Source organism: Enterobacter sp. WP_7_1, assembly GCF_003688535.1.
Taxonomy (GTDB): Bacteria; Pseudomonadota; Gammaproteobacteria; order Enterobacterales; family Enterobacteriaceae; genus Enterobacter; species Enterobacter asburiae.
The window spans coordinates 176294-194160 of record NZ_REFK01000001.1 but is presented as its reverse complement, the minus strand read 5'-3'; the positions used below and the strand labels follow the sequence as shown (position 1 = coordinate 194160).

Annotated in this window: 16 protein-coding genes and 1 other RNA gene; 5 read left to right on the top strand and 12 right to left on the bottom strand. The window is 58.2% G+C overall.

The genetic code is table 11. The features are described 5' to 3' along the window. Positions 1 to 26 precede the first annotated feature (26 nt). Complete coding sequence (locus BJ885_RS00965; RefSeq protein ID WP_121930980.1) at positions 27 to 1592, top strand: EAL domain-containing protein; 1566 nt, start codon at positions 27 to 29, stop codon at positions 1590 to 1592. Here BJ885_RS00965 and BJ885_RS00960 read toward each other — a convergent pair. Then, the gene (locus tag BJ885_RS00960; protein WP_029741968.1) at positions 1585 to 1857 is read right to left on the bottom strand and encodes a metal-sensing transcriptional repressor; all 273 of its coding nucleotides are present in this window, start codon (positions 1855 to 1857) and stop codon (positions 1585 to 1587) included. The two genes, BJ885_RS00965 and BJ885_RS00960, sit on opposite strands and share 8 nt — an antisense overlap. Before the next feature lie 134 nt (positions 1858 to 1991). Between BJ885_RS00960 and BJ885_RS00955 the strand changes: the two genes are divergently transcribed. After that, positions 1992 to 2819, top strand: coding sequence for a nickel/cobalt efflux protein RcnA (locus BJ885_RS00955; RefSeq protein WP_121930979.1), 828 nt, complete (start codon positions 1992 to 1994; stop codon positions 2817 to 2819). Positions 2820 to 2858: 39 nt separating this feature from the next. On the opposite strand, the gene BJ885_RS00950 is transcribed toward BJ885_RS00955, so the two are convergent. The 3 genes from BJ885_RS00950 to BJ885_RS00940 all read right to left on the bottom strand — a co-directional run bounded on the left by BJ885_RS00950 (position 2859) and on the right by BJ885_RS00940 (position 7810). Then, a complete protein-coding gene (locus BJ885_RS00950) occupies positions 2859 to 5948 on the bottom strand; it encodes a beta-galactosidase (RefSeq protein WP_121930978.1) in 3090 nt (1029 codons plus the stop codon). Between the two features lie 102 nt (positions 5949 to 6050). Then, positions 6051 to 7121, bottom strand: coding sequence for a LacI family DNA-binding transcriptional regulator (locus BJ885_RS00945; protein WP_121930977.1), 1071 nt, complete (start codon positions 7119 to 7121; stop codon positions 6051 to 6053). Between the two features lie 77 nt (positions 7122 to 7198). Beyond that, positions 7199 to 7810: a YitT family protein gene (locus tag BJ885_RS00940; RefSeq protein ID WP_121930976.1), complete on the bottom strand. Its 612-nt coding sequence runs from the start codon at positions 7808 to 7810 to the stop codon at positions 7199 to 7201. Between the two features lie 86 nt (positions 7811 to 7896). On the opposite strand from BJ885_RS00940, the gene BJ885_RS00935 reads away from it, so the two are divergent. Continuing rightward, positions 7897 to 9318 (top strand): PLP-dependent aminotransferase family protein, encoded by a 1422-nt coding sequence (locus BJ885_RS00935; protein ID WP_059346259.1) that lies wholly within the window; start codon positions 7897 to 7899, stop codon positions 9316 to 9318. An 81-nt stretch (positions 9319 to 9399) separates the two neighbouring features. On the opposite strand, the gene BJ885_RS00930 is transcribed toward BJ885_RS00935, so the two are convergent. The 3 genes from BJ885_RS00930 to ffs all read right to left on the bottom strand — a co-directional run bounded on the left by BJ885_RS00930 (position 9400) and on the right by ffs (position 10221). Then, a complete protein-coding gene (locus BJ885_RS00930) occupies positions 9400 to 9615 on the bottom strand; it encodes a hypothetical protein (RefSeq protein ID WP_023310588.1) in 216 nt (71 codons plus the stop codon). Then, positions 9612 to 9863 carry a hypothetical protein gene (locus BJ885_RS00925; protein ID WP_029741630.1) on the bottom strand — a complete coding sequence of 84 codons (252 nt, stop codon included), beginning with the start codon at positions 9861 to 9863 and terminating at the stop codon, positions 9612 to 9614. The genes BJ885_RS00930 and BJ885_RS00925 overlap by 4 nt, the downstream gene beginning before the upstream one ends. A gap of 261 nt (positions 9864 to 10124) precedes the next feature. Continuing rightward, an RNA gene (gene ffs, locus BJ885_RS00920) (signal recognition particle sRNA small type) lies at positions 10125 to 10221 on the bottom strand. A 170-nt stretch (positions 10222 to 10391) separates the two neighbouring features. Here ffs and BJ885_RS00915 point away from each other — a divergent pair. After that, positions 10392 to 10703 carry an MGMT family protein gene (locus BJ885_RS00915; protein WP_029741631.1) on the top strand — a complete coding sequence of 104 codons (312 nt, stop codon included), beginning with the start codon at positions 10392 to 10394 and terminating at the stop codon, positions 10701 to 10703. Between the two features lie 33 nt (positions 10704 to 10736). Here BJ885_RS00915 and BJ885_RS00910 read toward each other — a convergent pair whose 3' ends face one another. Then, positions 10737 to 11264: a YbaY family lipoprotein gene (locus BJ885_RS00910; protein WP_029741632.1), complete on the bottom strand. Its 528-nt coding sequence runs from the start codon at positions 11262 to 11264 to the stop codon at positions 10737 to 10739. A 200-nt stretch (positions 11265 to 11464) separates the two neighbouring features. On the opposite strand from BJ885_RS00910, the gene tesB reads away from it, so the two are divergent. Next, positions 11465 to 12325, top strand: a complete 861-nt coding sequence (gene tesB, locus BJ885_RS00905) for an acyl-CoA thioesterase II (RefSeq protein WP_059346258.1) — start codon at positions 11465 to 11467, stop codon at positions 12323 to 12325. A gap of 95 nt (positions 12326 to 12420) precedes the next feature. Here the strand turns inward: tesB and amtB are convergent, their stop codons facing one another. From amtB to BJ885_RS00885, 4 genes are all read right to left on the bottom strand, one after another. Then, entirely contained in the window at positions 12421 to 13710 is a 1290-nt protein-coding gene (gene amtB, locus BJ885_RS00900) for an ammonium transporter AmtB (protein ID WP_023310584.1), read from the bottom strand. Between the two features lie 35 nt (positions 13711 to 13745). Further along, positions 13746 to 14084 carry a P-II family nitrogen regulator gene (glnK, locus tag BJ885_RS00895; RefSeq protein ID WP_008503304.1) on the bottom strand — a complete coding sequence of 113 codons (339 nt, stop codon included), beginning with the start codon at positions 14082 to 14084 and terminating at the stop codon, positions 13746 to 13748. Between the two features lie 220 nt (positions 14085 to 14304). After that, positions 14305 to 16086 carry a SmdB family multidrug efflux ABC transporter permease/ATP-binding protein gene (locus tag BJ885_RS00890; protein WP_038417620.1) on the bottom strand — a complete coding sequence of 594 codons (1782 nt, stop codon included), beginning with the start codon at positions 16084 to 16086 and terminating at the stop codon, positions 14305 to 14307. Beyond that, positions 16079 to 17851, bottom strand: a complete 1773-nt coding sequence (locus BJ885_RS00885) for a SmdA family multidrug ABC transporter permease/ATP-binding protein (protein ID WP_064673447.1) — start codon at positions 17849 to 17851, stop codon at positions 16079 to 16081. Before BJ885_RS00885 ends, BJ885_RS00890 begins: the two co-directional genes overlap by 8 nt. Between the last annotated feature and the right edge of the window lie 16 nt (positions 17852 to 17867).

Here is a 17867-nt window from a genome sequence, read left to right as displayed (position 1 = left end):
GGGTATACGAGGAAGGACACGACAGCATGAAAACCCGACATCTGGTCAGTCTGGTGACTGGCGTACTTATCTTTTCTGTGCTGGTCCCCATTTGCCTGAGCATCTGGCTGGCCCACCGCCAGGCGGAAGATAAATTTGCCGATGCGCTGGATAACTATGCCTCCCGCGTGCTGGTACGCACCGACAGGGTTGTGGATCAGGCAAAAGAAGCGCTCGATCACCTGCAGGCCTTTGAGGGAGTGCCGTGTAGCCCGTTGCAATTGAGGGAAATGCGCCGGGTCGCTTTCTCGTGGCGATATGTCCAGGAAGTGATTTATATCGACAACCTTCGACCGCTCTGCTCCTCCCTGGAGCAAACCAGTCATTCGGCCCCTTTCCCCCCTCCGATGCGTATTACCGAAGATGGTTACAGCGCGTGGCTGACCACGCAAAACGATCTTGGGTTTAACCGCTACATGACGGTGCTGGGAAAAGGCCACTACCTTGTCATGATCGATCCTGCCTCGCTGGTGGACGTGATCCCTTTCGGCGAGATAGCGATTGATGCCGCCCTGGTAGGAAGCGCAACGCACCGCATATTCGCCAGCAGCAGCAAGCTCGACTCTCACATCCGCGACATGGTTCAGGAGCGGGGTGTGAAAAGCGTGCAGTACAACGGTTCAATGTACGTCATGAAGTCTGTACCTGAGCTTGGATTTACCGTCGTCGCGTGGGCAACGCTCAAACCGCTCGCTGAAACCTGGCACCGGCAGCTTCTTTTCTGGTTACCGTTCGGCATGTTGATAAGCCTGCTCGCCGCACTGTTTGTCCTGCGGATCCTGCGGCGTATCCAGTCGCCGCGCAATCGCCTGCTTGACGCCATTAACAGCCGCGATTTTGTGGTTCACTATCAGCCCATCGTGGCGCTCTGTAGCGGAAAAATTGTGGGCGCTGAGGCGCTGACGCGCTGGCCGCAGCCAGACGGAAGCTGCCTCTCGCCGGATATTTTTGTCCCCCTTGCCGAGCAAACGGGGCTCATCTCGCAGCTGACTCAGCTCGTCATCGAAAAGGTGTTTGAAGATATGGGCCACTGGCTGCAACGCTATCCGGATCAGCATATCTCCATCAACCTCGCGCCTGCCGATTTAACCTCCGGCATCCTGCCGCCTCTGCTGAGTCAGCTCCTGAATAAGTGGCAAATCCATCCCCGACAAATCGCCCTTGAGCTCACCGAGCGGGGCTTTGCCGATCCCAAAATTAGCGCAACGGCTATCGCCGCATTCCGTAGTTCGGGCCACCCTGTCTATATTGATGATTTTGGCACGGGCTATTCCAGCCTGAGCTATCTGCAGGATCTGGACGTCGACACGCTAAAAATCGATAAGTCGTTCGTGGATGCGCTGGAGTATAAAAACGTGACGCCGCACATCATTGAAATAGCGAAGTCGCTGAAGCTGGCGATGGTAGCGGAGGGCGTCGAAACCGCAGGGCAACTCGCCTGGCTGCACCGCCACGGCGTGCAGTATGGGCAGGGATGGTTTTACAGTAAAGCGCTGCCAAAGACGGAATTTATTCTTTGGGCAGAAAATAACCTCGGCACGCACGCTACTTAAGATAGGATTTCATCACCCGCAACACCACGTCAAGATCGGCTTCACGCTGCGCTTCTTCAGGCTCTTTCACCACATGATCGGTTAAATGTCCTTCGATCACCTGCATCATCATGCCATTGACCGCCCCACGGATCGCCGCCAGCTGCTGTAACACTTCGGCGCATTCGTGATCGCTGTTGAGCATTTTTTCCAGAGCGGTGCTCTGCCCCTGAATTTTCTTCAGGCGAGTCAGTAACATCTTCTTGTCTCGAACGGTATGCGACATCTCTGTATCCCTTATTTTTTGGCTTTTAAAGCATATCACGCTCTACTCCCCCTGAGTATTTTTCTACTGGGGGGTAGTATTGAACTACTGGGGGGGAGTAGTATCTCCGCACGCTTTCCATTCCGGATTTTCCCATGACCGATTTTGCTTCACTCCTTCAGCAGGGCAATGCCTGGCTGTTTGTTCCCAGCGCTATCCTGCTCGGTGCGCTACATGGCCTGGAGCCGGGCCATTCAAAAACAATGATGGCCGCCTTTATTGTTGCCATCCGCGGCACGCTGAAACAGGCGGTGCTGCTCGGCCTGGCGGCCACGCTCTCCCATACGGCGGTGGTCTGGCTCGTTGCGATGGCGGGATTATGGTTTGGTCGGGGCTGGGATGCACACACGTCCGAACCCTGGTTCCAGCTGATCTCCGGGGTGCTGATCGTTGCGATCGCCCTGTGGATGGCGTGGCGAACCTGGAAAGAGAGCCAGCCGCACGATCATCATCATCACGACCATGATCACCACCACGACCACCATGACCATGACCACCATCATGATCATCATCACCACAAACACTCGCTGGTTGAAGAAGAGTGGCAGGACGCCCACCAGCGCGCTCACGCGCAGGATATTAACCGGCGCTTCAGCGGTCAAAATGTCACCACCGGACAGATCGTAATGTTTGGCCTGACCGGCGGGCTTATCCCCTGTCCGGCGTCCATCACCGTGCTGCTGATCTGCCTGCAGCTGAAGCATTTCGCCCTCGGCGCGACGCTGGTGTTCAGCTTCAGTATTGGTCTGGCGTTAACGCTGGTCGCTTCCGGCGCGATTGCCGCCTTAAGCCTCAGGCACGCGACCAAACGCTGGCCCGGGTTTAGCGAATTATCCCGTAAAGCGCCGTGGATCTCCGCAGCGCTGATTACCGTAGTAGGGATTTACATGAGCCTGCATGGCCTGAGCGGCATTCTGGCGTAAGACTGCGGCCACGCTCTGTGGCCGCATCTTCATGATCAGTTAAGGGTTCTGCTGCCAGCTGAAGGTATAGCGAAGCTGGCGTGTCTGCAGGATGAACTCCGGCGAGACGCTGGGGCTCCAGGAGTCGTCGCCGCCCACGCCCATATGGAATGCATCGAGGCTGAGCCAGCATCCCGGCTCTTCCCGCAGCAGGTGATGATGGGTGGTCTCACGCAGCTGCTGCTGGCTATAGCGGCTCACCGAGAAATGGAACCGGCCGTTCAGCTGATGCGTTCCCACCACAAGTTCCCGGGTTTCGCAGCGCAAACCATTTTCCGTCGGGAAGATATACGGCGTGTGCATGGCCTCGAGAGGTAACGTCCAGCGCCCCTGCTTCGCCGCCAGCTTTCTGTCCGGGTAGTTTTCATGCGGCCCCAGACCCAGCCAGTGAACGTTTTCCGGCGTTTCGGCGAGATGAACGCTCAGGCCAACGCGCGCGGGTTCAGGGATATCAGACGCAACATCAATCTGAATGTCACCATGCAGAACGCCCCTATCGTCCACCCGCCAGACTTTACGGCTCATGAACAGGGCCTTGCCGCGATACTCAAGCACGTGCTGGGTTGTGACCACCACGTCGCCTGCGTGCTGCTGTGCCTCACAGTGCAGCACGCGCGAGATGAGATCGTACATGCCCGCCGCTTTCCAGCGTTCAACCCAGGCGTTCGGATCGATCTGCGTCGCTTCACTCACGCCAATGTCGTTATCCAGCGGCGCGCGGCTGACGTTATCCGTCAGAGGTGAAAGGAGCGTTTCAACGCCGTTTCGCCACCATTGGGACAGGTTTCCGGTTGCGCGATCGAACTGCCAGCGCTGTTGACGATGGACGATCTCCAGGATGCGATCGCTTTGCGTTAACACCGGCGGCTCGCCCGCCGGGGCTGGCGGAGAAATAAAGAGGGGAGCCGGAAGCGGCCACTGCTCCCACGCGCAGCGATGGTCAGCCGGAGACCACAGCGTTGCCCGCGGCTGGCGTACTTCAACGTTCAGCCAGACCTCACCCGGCCCGGCTTTCAGCGCCGGCAGGTCAATCTCCAGACGCTGGTTGCCTTCAGGCGCCATCGCCAGCGTCACCTCGCCCGCAGCGAGCACGTCCCCATCCCGGGCAACCGTCCAGTTCAGCACTTCGTTATCGGTGTGGTGGAACAGGTAGCCGCTTTGCACCTCAATCACCAGCGGAGAGGTGCTGACCCGCGTAAAGGTAAAGAACTGCTGGGCGCGCTGCGCCTCGTACAGCGCCGGGTGCGGCGTGCGATCGGGGAACACCAGCCCGTTAAGACAAAACTGCCGATCGTTCGGCTTATCGCCGAAGTCTCCGCCGTAGGCCCAGAACGTATTGCCATCGTCGTCCCGTTTCGTCAGGGCCTGATCGACCCAGTCCCAGACAAAACCACCCTGCAGGCGAGGATGGCTGCGAAATGCTTCCCAGTATTTCGCAAACCCGCCGAAGCTATTTCCCATCGCGTGAGCGTATTCGCAGAGGATCAGCGGGCGCGTTTCGTCCGGCATGCCGATCCATTTCTTGATTGACCATTTAGGCACTGCCGGGAAGGGCTGATCCCGATCGACCCGGGCGTACATCGGACAGACAATATCGGTCGCCGCCGTGTTCGCACCGCCGCCTTCATACTGCACCGGACGCGTAGGATCGGTGGTTTTCAGCCAGCGGTACAGCGCATCGTGATTCGCACCGTGGCCCGACTCATTGCCCAGGGACCAGATGATAACCGAGGGATGATTACGATCGCGCTGCACCATGCGGGTCACCCGCTCGCTCATCGCGGGCAGCCAGCGCGGATCGTCAGCAAGGCGGCTCATCGGCACCATGCCGTGCGTTTCGATATTGGCTTCGTCAACGACGTACAGCCCGTATCGGTCGCAAAGCCGGTACCACAGCGGATGGTTAGGGTAGTGCGAGCAGCGCACGGCGTTGAAGTTGTGCTGCTTCATGATTTCGATATCGCGGCGCATGATCGCTTCGTCCATCACCTGACCGTTTTCCGGGTGATGCTCGTGCCGGTTAACCCCGCGGATCAGCAGCGGTTTACCGTTAAGCTTCAGCTGGCCATTGCTGATGTCAACGCGGCGAAAGCCAACGTCGCACGCCTCAACTTCCAGCACCTCACCCTGCGGGTTAAGAAGCGCAATCGTCAGGCGATACAGCTCCGGCGTTTCAGCGCTCCAGAGCGCGGGTTGGTCAACGGGGATCGCCGCCGTTAAGCGCTCTGCCCAGCTGCCGCGCTCGTCGACGATGGCAGACCCTGGACGCCGGGAGACGCTGGCGCATTTTTCCCCATTGCGCCACAGGGTAAAGGCCACCTCGCAGTCCGCAAAGCCATCGCCTGCCAGCACGACATCCACCTTCAGCACCGCGCGGTCCAGCTCCGCATTCAGATCCGTCACGACGTGATAATCGGAAATCTGCGTCTCGGGTTTATGCAGCAAGGTCACATCGCGGAAGATGCCGCTCATGCGCCACATGTCCTGATCTTCCAGATAGCTGCCGTCGCACCAGCGCAATACCATGACCGCAAGGCGGTTCTGCCCGGGGCGTAATGCCCCTGAGAGGTCAAATTCGGCGGGCAACCGGCTGTCCTGGGAATAGCCCATCCACTGACCGTTGCACCAGAGATGGAACGCCGAGTTCACGCCGTCAAAGATGATGCGGGTCTGGCCGCTCTGAAGCCAGGCGTCATCCACCTCAAATGTGAGCGAGTAACAACCGGTCGGGTTTTCCTGCGGCACGAAAGGCGGGTTAACGGGGATAGGATAGGTGACATTGGTATAGATCGGCGTGTCGAAACCCTGCATCTGCCAGTTAGACGGCACGGGCATCGCAACGGCATCCGCGCAATCTTCGGTTACCCATGACTGAGGAACCCGCTCCGGCGCGGTAAAGTAGCTAAACCGCCATAGCCCGTTGAGAACGTTCCTGCTGGCGGATCCGGCGTCCTCTCTTGCCGAGGACTCATTGCGCCAGCTGTGCAACGGCGCGTGTGCGGCCAGGCGGTTCCACTGGGTGACGCCCGGATTTTCCCAGTCCCGACGGGCCAGAATGGCGCTGAGGGTCAGCGGTGAAGTGGTGGACATAGCAACCTCTTTGCGAAGCGCTCACAATTTTGGTTAACATGCCCTGGCACCCGGCAACGGTAAAGCGTTCAATCGCGGGGTAGCGAGTCCGATCACAAAGTTTTATTTGCGGGCAATCTGCTCGGCAAGGAGTGCCAGACTTCTGAGCTGCTGCGCCAGCTCCTCGCGTTCGGCCTGCTTAGGGTTGCGCCGCGCGCTGGAATGACGAGTAACCAGCGTCACCGGCAGCTGAACCTGCCGGCACGCTTCGCCCCCGGAAGACGCCAGCAGCCACTCCACGCTGCGTTCGCCCGCCTCGCGAAACGCCTGACGAATGGTCGTCAGCGGCGGGGAAAACCAGGCGCTGTCGGCCGTATCGTCAAACCCGACTACCGAAAGCTGACCAGGGATCGCAATCCCTTTTTCCGCGCAGGCGCGCATCACCCCGAGCGCCATCTGATCGTTCGCCACCAGAATCGCGTCCGGTAATACCGCACCCGACAGCAGCACGTGTCCCTTCTCGTAACCGCTGGCCGCGCTCCAGTCACCGTAGGCCACAGCCGCCGCGTTAAGACCCGCCTGCGCCAGCGTCGCTTTCCAGCCTGCCAGGCGCGCCCGTGCAGAGACCGAGCTCTCCGGCCCGCTCAACAGGGCAATATTCCGATGCTCCAGTGAAAGCAGATGCTCAACGCCCAGACGCGCCCCCTGCTCCGCGTTAAACACGAGGCTGTTTACCCGCGCTGAGGGCGCCACATCGAGGAACAGCACCGGGACGGGTGACGCCAGCGCCCCGAGCTCTTCGGCGAGCGGATCGTCAAGCGGCACATTCACCAGCAGCGCGTCCACCCGCTGTGCCAGCAGCGTCTGAAGCGCGGCCTGACACTGCTGGGGTTGCTCCACCATGGAAATCAGGACGCTCGCCCCCTGTTCCGCCGCACGCGATTTGACCGCCGACACAATTTGCGAAGGCGCGTGCAGGGCCAGGTCGGTGGTGATGAGGCCCAGCGTACGGGTGCGTTTTCCCGCCAGCTGCTGCGCCCGAAGGTTAGGAACGTAGTGCAGCTCCGCCATCGCCTGCTGCACCTTTTCTCGCGTGCGGGCAGACACATGTTCCGCGTCGTTAATGACGCGGGAAACGGTCTGATAAGAAACCCCCGCAAGGAGGGCGACATCATAGAGAGTGATTGCTTTCATGCTTTCTGGCATCGCGATTTTCGAAGCGTCTATTCTGGCACAGCGACGCCGTTAAAACATGTGAGCGCTTCGCAAAATTAAACAACCCGCTCCGGCTGCGGTATTTCGGCAATGCGTGGCTTCTGGCGAAACCAGGGCAGACAGAGCTGGATAAGCGGGCCAATGGTCAGAGCATAGAGTACGGTTCCCACCCCAAACGTGCCGCCAAGCACGCACCCAATCAGCAGAACGGACACCTCAATTGAGGTACGCACGCTGCGAATGGACCACCCCAGCCGGGCGTGAATGCCGGTCATCAGACCGTCGCGCGGGCCTGGCCCGAAACCGGCCCCGATGTACATGCTTGTCGCAATCGCGTTCATCACGATGCCCGACACCAGGAAAGCAATTCGAACGGCTAGCGAATCCAGTTCCGGGATAAGCGCCATGCTGGCGTCCGCCGCCAGACCGATACAAATCACGTTGCTGATCGTGCCAAGGCCCGGCATCTGGCGCAGCGGGATCCACAGCAGCAGTACCGCAGCGCCGACTAAAATGATCACCGTCCCGATAGTCATCCCCAGCAGCATCCCCACCCCAAGGTGAAATACATCCCAGGGATCGACACCCAAATCGGAACGAATAAACATCGCGGTGGAAAGGCCATAAAGTCCTAAACCGACATAGAGTTGTATCAGACGACGTACCATTTTTATCTTCTCCAGTGAACCAGACTTTCATCCTGACCTAAAATGGCACTATGATTAATGTCCAGTTTTCAAATAGTGGACTGCATATGTCATCACGTCGCTTCGGAAGCCAGTCTCTGGTACGCCTTTTAGGCCACTGGCAGCAAGCCTCATCCCGCACCCCGCTCTGGCGACAGCTGGCCGACGCGCTGCGTCTGTTAATCCTTGATGGACGTCTGGCACTGAATACCCGGCTGCCGGGCGAGCGTGAGCTGGCCACGGCGCTGGACGTGAGCCGAACCACCGTCAGCAGCGCCCTCGCCCACCTGCGTGAAGAAGGGTACCTTGAAAGCCGCCACGGCAGCGGGTCACGGGTCATTCTCCCTGACACGCGCGCCGTTCCGACCCTTTCCGCGGCGAGCGCCGCACTGGATCTCTCCACTGCCGCCCTGAATGCCGGGCCGGAGATCCATCAGGCTTATGCCCATGCGCTCACGGCCATTACTCCGCATCTCTCGCTGACGGGCTACGATCAGCTTGGGCTGCCGACGCTGCGGGAGGCCATCGCTGCGCGCTATACCGCGCGGGGTCTTCCCACCCGCGCAGACGAAGTGATGGTGGTCAATGGCGCCGTCAGCGGCTTAGCGCTGGTGCTGCGGATGATGACCGGGCCGGGGGACCGCGTCGTGGTCGATCACCCCACCTATCCGCTGGCGATTGCCGCCATTCAGGGGGCGCAGTGTCGGCCAGTCGGGGTGTCGCTGCCGGAAACCGGCTGGGATACGGATGGCTTCGCGGCAACGCTTGCCCAGACGGCGCCGCGCCTGGCCTACCTGATGCCAGATTTTCATAATCCGACCGGGCGCTGTATGGATATCGCCACCCGTCAGGCCATCACGGATATCGCAGCCCAAACCCGCACGGCGCTGGTGGTAGATGAAACAATGGTGGATCTCTGGTTTGATGCGCCTCCCCCGCCGCCGCTGGCCGCCTTTAACCCGCAGGCCACGGTCATCACCTTAGGCTCAGCCGGAAAAAGCTTCTGGGGCGGGCTGCGTCTCGGCTGGATCCGCGCCTCATCGCGCATCATCGCCACGCTTGCCCAGACGCGGGATACCCTGGATTTAGGCTCGCCGCTGCTCGAACAGCTGGCAATGCAGTGGCTCATTAACAACAGCGAGACGTTTCTGCCCGCACGCCGGAAGATGCTGGCGGAACGGCGCGATCGATGCGGTGACCTGCTGCGCGAACATTTCCCGGAGTGGAAATTCCACGAGGCGGAAGGCGGGCTCTCTTACTGGATAGAGCTTCCGGGCATGCTGGCGACACAGCTTGCCGCGCGGGCAGAAATAATCGGGATTAACCTGGGAACCGGGACGCGATTTGGTTTATCGGGGGCGTTTGACCGCTATTTACGTATGCCCTTCTCGCTGGAATCGACAGAGCTTGAGCAGGCGTTGCTGAGGATCAAACCGTTATGGCTCGCCCTGAATAAAAACGTGCCATCGTTAAAACGCAGCGTGATCTAATATTAAAATATTTGAAGCAGATCATAAAATAAAAACTGCTGACTGTAACATATGCAGTCAGCAGTTTTCACTGGTCAGGGTTTAATGCTGAGGAGGAATAGGAAAGCCTTTTAGTGAAATAACGAAGTTATCACCGTCTTTCTTAATTTTTGCACCGGTATCACACCAGTCAGACGCAATTCGAAAGAACTCATCGCTTCCAACATTCCAGCCAAGACGTACATGCTTCACGTAGCCTGAACGCAACAGATCGCAGGCCTCGTTGTAGTCACTGGCGGTTGACAGTTGTTGTTTCATTTTCTCTTCTTCAGAATTTTACGTAGAGCCTTGATTTCTTTAGGAGTAAATGGAGAAACACTCTCTTCTTCCGTATGCTGATTATCAATATCCTCTTCCGATACTCCCGCCTCTTCTACTGCTTCGAATGCCAGCAGCAGCAGTTTCTCTGTCGTCACGCTTAAATTCTCGTTATTGACTTCCGCATAATGGCGAAGCCTTTCTTTTAGCGCGTCATCAATCTTAACGTTTAATACCGCTGTAGCCATGTTTGTCACTTCCCTTCGGAACAAGTACTTTATTTAATACACGAAGTTAACAATGTTATCCAGATATATATTTTTTCGAGTTATGGAATAAAATAACCGTCCAATTATAAAATGACAGTCTATTATTACAGGTTTATGACAATAATATTTCAATGCAATGAAATATATATTACACGATATAGGCGTAATTTTATTGTGGGATAGCGGTTTAAGTGGAGAGGTGAAGCAGGAAGATTTTATGAGGGCAGAAATGGGTGGGGGCCCTGCCAGCTACATCCCGGCACACACGTCGTCTGCCCTGGCTGCTTCCTTCCGGACCTGACCTGGTGAACAGAGTAGCGTTGCGGGAGAACCAACAGAGCCCCCATTGAGAGCGTTGATAACCAACGCGCTGGCGCATTATCCCTGTGCTAAAGCCCAATTGCAAGCGACCAGCAACCGGATGCTGGTTTCTTGCGCAATGAGGCGCAGCAATCAAGAAGATCTTCGTTTACCATAGCTTTCCAGACACTCTCCACAGGTAAAGGTATGGACGAACACGACTCCTTTCCACAGCGCGTATGGCAAATCGTGGCCTCAATCCCGGAAGGCTACGTCACCACCTATGGTGATGTCGCGCGTCTGGCCGGTTCCCCGCGCGCGGCGCGGCAGGTTGGAGGCGTCCTGAAACGTCTGCCGGAAGGCAGTACGCTGCCCTGGCATCGGGTGGTGAATCGTCATGGCGCCATTTCGCTCACCGGGCCGGATCTCCAGCGTCAGCGTCAGGCGTTACTTTCAGAGGGTGTGCAGGTGTCAGGGTCGGGTCAGATCGATTTGCAGAAATTTCGCTGGGTATATTGACCCCTCTCCCGGAGGAGAGGGGAAATGCAGACATTACATCTGAGTCGGTGGGGTTGGCAGGGACGGCTGATTGGTTTGCGGTGCGACCGGCACTTCGGTCTGCTGTACCGGCACCAGGTTCAGGTCGACTTTGGTCCCGCCGTTGTTGATCGCTTCCTGGACCGTATCGGTGATAAAGACCAGCTTGCCGTTGATGGTTACCGCTGCGCTCAGCAGGATACGGGCGTTAGGCTGCACGTCTGACGGGTTATACGGCAACACGAAGCTAAACGGCGCCTGCTTGCCTTCTGTACGAACGGCGCGCTGGGCCACGACTTTCGACGGTGCGTCGGCCAGAGAAGCATCAGACAGCGTTACTGTTAATACCGCATCCGGCGGCAGCGCAACTTTCTGTTTAATCCAGATGGTACCGGAAACATTAGGCTGCTGAATGGATTGCTGCGAAAGGGTATTAATCCCGTTCGGGTCTGCTGCTGGTACCGGCACCTGGGCACTCTTACCGGCACAGGCGGACAACGCCACCGCAATAGCTACACCACTTAGCATGGGCACGAGTTTCATTGAAGTCTCCTTATCAATGCACCAGCGGGATCGATCCCATCCGATGTCGTTTCAATCACATAACGTATCCAAGTGTGGCACAGATCACCGATTTATGCCTGAAAACGTGCCGATATTCAGATTATTCTACCCATCGGACCACTTTCATTTCTGCGTTATACTCTGCCTATCTTTCGCTACGGCGTTTATTGAGGACAACTATGAGTCAGGCACTGAACAATCTGCTGACGTTACTAAATCTGGAAAAAATTGAGGAAGGACTCTTTCGCGGACAGAGCGAAGATCTCGGCTTACGTCAGGTTTTCGGGGGGCAAGTCGTCGGACAGGCACTGTACGCAGCAAAGGAGACTGTCCCGGCAGACCGTCTGGTGCATTCATTCCACAGCTATTTCTTACGCCCTGGCGATAGCGCAAAACCGATTGTGTATGACGTGGAAGTCCTGAGAGACGGCAACAGCTTCAGCGCTCGCCGCGTTGCGGCCATTCAGAGCGGCAAGCCGATCTTTTACATGACCGCCTCTTTCCAGGCGCCGGAACCGGGCTACGAGCATCAAAAAGTGATGCCGTCAGCACCCGCGCCAGACGATCTAAAATCAGAGACCGATATCGCTCGCGCGCTGGCGCATCTGCTTCCGCCGCAGGTCAAAGAGAAGTTTCTCTGCGATAAGCCGCTGGAGATCCGCCCGGTTGAGTTCCACAACCCGATGAAAGGCCACCCCGCCGAACCGAAGCGCCAGGTCTGGATCCGGGCTAACGGGACCGTGCCGGAAGATTTCCGCGTGCATCAGTACCTGCTGGGGTATGCGTCAGATTTCAACTTCCTGCCGGTGGCGCTGCAGCCGCACGGCGTCGGGTTCCTTGAAAAAGGGATGCAGGTCGCGACGATCGATCACTCCATGTGGTTCCATCGTCCGTTCAACATGAATGAGTGGCTGCTCTACAGCGTGGAGAGTACGTCAGCGTCAAGCGCTCGCGGGTTTGTGCGCGGGGAGTTTTATACGCAGGACGGCGTGCTGGTCGCTTCTACGGTGCAGGAAGGGGTAATGCGTAATCGCGGGTGATTGTGTACGGCCTGATGCCCTCACCCTGCCCCTCTCCCACCGGGAGAGGGAATACACACTAAAAACGGCAACCGAAGTTGCCGTTTTGCTGTTTATCAGGCGTTATACGCATTCTCGCCGTGGCTGTTGACGTCCAGACCTTCGCGCTCCTGCTCTTCCGGTACGCGCAGACCAACCGTCATATCCGCCAGCTTATAGCCAATGAAAGCGACAACGGCAGACCAGACAACGGTGATAGCAATACTTTCCAGCTGCACCAGCACCTGATGAACCATGGTCACGCCTTCTGCGTAGCCCACGCCACCAAGCGATTTGGCAGCAAAGATACCGGTCATGATACAGCCGACGATGCCGCACACGCCGTGCACGCCAAACACATCGCATGGGTCGTCAACGCGCAGCACACGTTTCAGTGCGGTCACGCCCCACAGACCCGCCAGACCGGACACCAGGCCGACCAGCAGCGCGCCACCCACGCCGACATAACCACACGCTGGCGTAATGCCAACCAGACCGGCAATGGCACCCGAACAGGCACCCAGCAGAGAAGGTTTACCGCGTACCGCCCACTCGCCAAACACCCAGGAGAGGATTGCACCCGCCGTGGCCACAACGGTGTTCACGAAGGCCAGCGCGGCAATTTCGTTTGCTGCACTCGCTGAGCCTGCGTTGAAGCCAAACCAGCCAAAGTAGAGGATAGCCGTACCGGTAAACACCATCGGCAGGTTGTGCGGTTTGAACGCTTCTTTACCGAAGCCCACGCGTTTGCCAATCAGGTAGGCACCCACCAGGCCCGCTACCGCGGCGTTGATGTGTACAACGGTACCGCCCGCGAAGTCCAGCGCGCCGTGCGTTGCCAGCAGACCGCCCCCCCAGACCATGTGCGCAATCGGCACATAGGAGAGCGTCATCCAGACCACCACGAAGATCAGCACGGCAGAGAAACGAATACGCTCGGCGAGCGCGCCCACAATCAGCCCGACGGTAATACAGGCGAAGGAGCCCTGGAACGCAACGTGGATATACTGATAGAAACTGCCCATCAGCGCGGTCAGCTCAATATTTTTCAGCATCACCCAGTCGAAGTTACCAAAGAACGCATTGCCCGTGCCGAACGCCAGCGAGTAACCGTAAACCACCCACAGCACGCAGACCAGTGCGAACGTCACGGCAACCTGCGTCAGCATGGAGAGAACATTTTTGCCACGGATCAGGCCGCCGTAGAACAGCGCAATGCCCGGAATTGACATGAACAGCACCAGCGCGGTGCTGATCATCATAAAGGCGTTATCGGCTTTGTCGACCACCGCAGGGGTAGCAGCCAGCGCCAGGCCCGGCAGCAGTGCCAGCGAACCCAGACCCGTTTTGAGTGTTGCTATCTTCATTTTCTCGATCCCTATCACTGTGTGCCAGGAGTTACTTACAGAGCCGCTTCGTCAGATTCGCCGGTACGGATGCGAATGACGCGCTGCAGTTCGGCAACGAAAATTTTGCCGTCGCCAATTTTGCCGGTATAGGCCGCTTTGCTAATCACATCAATGACTTCATCAAGCTGATCGTCAGCAATCGCGACATCAATTTTTACTTTTGGCAGAAAGTTAACGCTGTATTCCGCCCCGCGATAGAGCTCGGCATGACCCTTCTGACGACCAAAGCCTTTCACTTCGGTGACAGTCAGTCCCTGAATACCCATTGAAGACAACGCTTCACGCACGTCTTCGAGTTTGAATGGTTTGATTACAACCGTAACCAGCTTCATAGATCCCCTCCAGTCAGAATTCGGTAATGGCCGTAGCTTACGCAGAAGGTATTGCAAGGGGTGTGCCAGAAATGAAAACGAGGGGGAACAACGGTGCGATGAGCGTTACACGGTTCTGTTAAACGCGCAGGTGAAAAAAAACGCACCATGCCGGTGCAGGGTGCGTTTCAGTTTTGCACCAACAGGAATGACTGTTAGCGCGTCGCCTCATTTTGGTGCATCAGGCGCTAAGCGACTCTTCATCGCGCACGCTGGCCGCCAGCTCTTCGCCCGCCAGCTGCAGCTGGTACATCTGCCAGTAGCGCCCTTTTGCTTCCAGCAGTTCACGGTGCGTACCGCGTTCAACGGCCTGTCCGCGATGTAGCACCAGAATGGTATCGGCCTCGACGATAGTGGAAAGACGGTGGGCAATCACCACCAGCGTCGTATGGTCGCGTACTGCGGCCAGCGCCTGCTGGATGGCCTGCTCGGTACCGGAGTCAATACTGGCCGTGGCTTCATCCAGAATCAGAATCTGCGGCGTTTCAATCAGCACCCGCGCCAGCGCCAGGAGCTGCTTTTGCCCGACGGAGAGATTGTTCCCCTGCTCGCCCAGTTTGGTATTGATCCCATCGCTAAACCCGCGCGCCAGCTCTGCCAGCTGCACTTTCTCCAGCACGTCCCACACCTGCTCCTGGGAGTAGTCTCGCCCCAGAGTCACGTTGGCGTAGAAGGTATCGGCCAGCACGACCGGATCCTGCTGCACCATCGCGACGCCTTTACGCAACACGGTGTGGCTGAGAGACGCGAGCGGGCGCCCGTCGAGGCGGATTTCGCCGTGCGTGACCGGGTAATAGCCCATCAACAGGCTGGCAAGCGTGCTCTTACCGCTGCCGGTATGCCCCACCAGCGCCACGAAACCGCGCGACGGAACGTCAAGCGTGATGTCCTGCAGCACCAGCCGGTCTTCGCGATAGGCAAACGAGACGTTATCAAAGGCGATAGTCCCGCTTTGCAGAGGTCGCTCGTCATTGCCGTAGGCCTGGCGCGGCCTGTCCATCAGCTCAAACACGCGTTCACCGGCAACTACCGCCTGTTGCAGCATCGATTGCTGGGTGGTGAGCTCGATCAGCGGCTCGTTAAGGCGTCCCAGATAGCTAATAAAGGCGTACAGCACGCCCACTTCGATCGTACCGTTTGAGCTCAGGCCAAAGAGCATCAGCAGCCCGCAAAGCACCAGCGCAGAGAAAAGGCTGAGCAGCGGACGCAGCAGGAAACCGTCGAGCCGCAGCGTCTGCATACGCGCCATGTAGTGCGAACGGCTGGCTTCACCCATGCGTTCGCCAAAGCGCGCCTGCTGGCGGAACTGCTGGATGACGCTCATGCCGTTGATCACTTCGTTGAAGCCATCGTTGATGTCGGCCAGATACGCGCGCACCCGACGCACAATCGGCGTGCTGTAGCGCTGATAGATGACCATGACAATCAGCACCGCCGGGAAGATGGCGATCGCCACCAGCGCCATGCGCCAGTCGAGGCTGAACATCGCGACCAGCATCGCGCCAATCAGCGCCGCGCTGCGCAGTACGGTTGCCACCACGGTGACGTACAGATCGCGGATCACTTCGGTATCGTTGGTCACGCGCGAAATCACCTGCCCGACCGGCTGGATATCAAATTCGCTGAGCGGCTGGCGAAGCGCCGCGTCCATCACATCCGTACGGAGCTGCTGAACAACGCCCACGGCTGCACGGTTAAACAGCAGCGACTGCGCATAGTGCAACCCTGCTGCCGTCAGCTGTAAGCCAACGTAGGCCACGCCTAAGCCCGCCACCAGCCCCAGCGGCAGATAGCTTTTGGCGACCATGTTGTCGATAAAATAGCTGATGAGCAGCGGACCGCTCACTTCAGCAATCGCCGCAATCCAGAGTAAAAGCACGGCCACGGAGAGCGGTTTACGCCACGGCGAGCCGTAGGCCAGCAGACGTTTTAGCGTCGGCCACATCGTTCCAATCTTACGCATTGGCGGCCTCCTCATTCTGCTCCGGTGCATCGTCCAGCGCCGCCTCAAGCTGTTGATAGCGGTACATATCGCGATACCAGCCCGGCTGCTCGGCAAGCGTTTCATGCTGCCCGCGCTGAGCAATGTGCCCGTGCTGTAAGACCACAATTTCGCTGGCTTCGGTGAGCGCCGACAAACGGTGGGCGCTGATTATCACCGTGCGTCCGTCGCCCCACTGGCGCAGGTTATGCAGGATCTGATGCTCGGTACGGCCGTCCACGGCGGAAAGCGCATCATCCAGGATCAGAATTTCAGCATTCAGCAGCAGCGCGCGGGCAATCGAGATACGCTGCTTTTGCCCGCCGGACAGCATGACGCCGCGTTCCCCGACTTCCGTTTCGTACCCCTGCGGCAGACGCAAAATATCATCATGTACGCTGGCCAGACGCGCCACATGTTCAATTTCTTCCTGCGTTGCCGCAGGACGTCCGAGGGCAATGTTGTTTGCCACCGTGTCCGAAAATAAAAACGGCGTCTGGCTGACGACCGCCAGGCGACCGCGCCACTCGTCAAGCAGCAGTCTGGTCAGGGGAATATCGTGGAAGCGGATATCGCCCTCGGTGACGTCAAAGTGGCGCTGAAGCAGAGAGAGCACGGTACTTTTGCCGGATCCCGTCGGGCCGCAGATGCCCAGCATTTGCCCTGGCTGCAGGGTAAAGCTGACGTTCTCCAGCACCGGATGCTCCGTATGCGGATAGACAAACTTGCGGACGTCGACGGTCATGACGCCGCGCCCTTCCGGTACGGCTTCGCTACCGTCGATGACCACCGGCGCTTCGGCCAGCATGGCGCGAATGCGGCTGTAGGCGGCGCTCCCGCGCTCCACGATGTTAAACATCCAGGCCAGCGCCAGCATCGGCCAGATCATGAGACCCAGATACATCGCAAAGCTGGTCAATTGCCCCAGGGTAAGCGTGCCCTGCACCACCATCCAGCTTCCGCCGCCAATGGCCAGCATATTTGCCATGCCGATTGCGATATAAATCGTCGGGTCAAAACGGGCGTCGATACGCGCGACGCGCATGTTTTTCGCCCCCGTGTCTGCCGCATCGGCGGCAAACAGCGCAGACTGCCGGTCTTCCAGACCAAACGCTTTGATCATGCGGATGCTGGTCATGCTCTCCTGGGTGCGATCGTTCAGAGATGAAAACGCCGCCTGCGCCAGCTTAAAGCGCTCGTGCAGCTGTTCGCCATAGCGATTGATCGCCAGCGCCATGATCGGCATCGGCAGCAGAGCGAGCAGGGTCAGCTGCCAGCTGATCTGCGTGGACATCACGATCAGCACCGCACAGCCCATCACCAGCGAGTCCACCAGCGTCAGCACCCCTTCCCCGGCGGCAAAGACCACGCGATCGACGTCGTTTGTCGCGCGGGCGATGAGATCCCCGGTGCGATGACGCAGATAAAATTCGGGATGCTGTCGGCTCAGCTGGCGGTAAAAATCTTCACGCAGCTCAACGGCCAGCTGATAGGACGCACCAAACAGCAGCACGCGCCAGACGTAGCGCAGCAGATAAACAATGACGGCCGTCAGCACCAGCGTGCCGACCCACATCAACACCCGTGCGGTGGTGTAATGCTGTTCGGTGACGCCATCCACGACGTACCCTACCACTTTCGGCGGGATCAGCTGCAGGATGGCAATGATAATAAGCAGGAATACTGCGCCGAGGTAGCGTTGCCACTCCCGACGAAAGTACCAGCTTAGTTGGGCAAATAATCGCACGCGGTTTGTTCCTGAA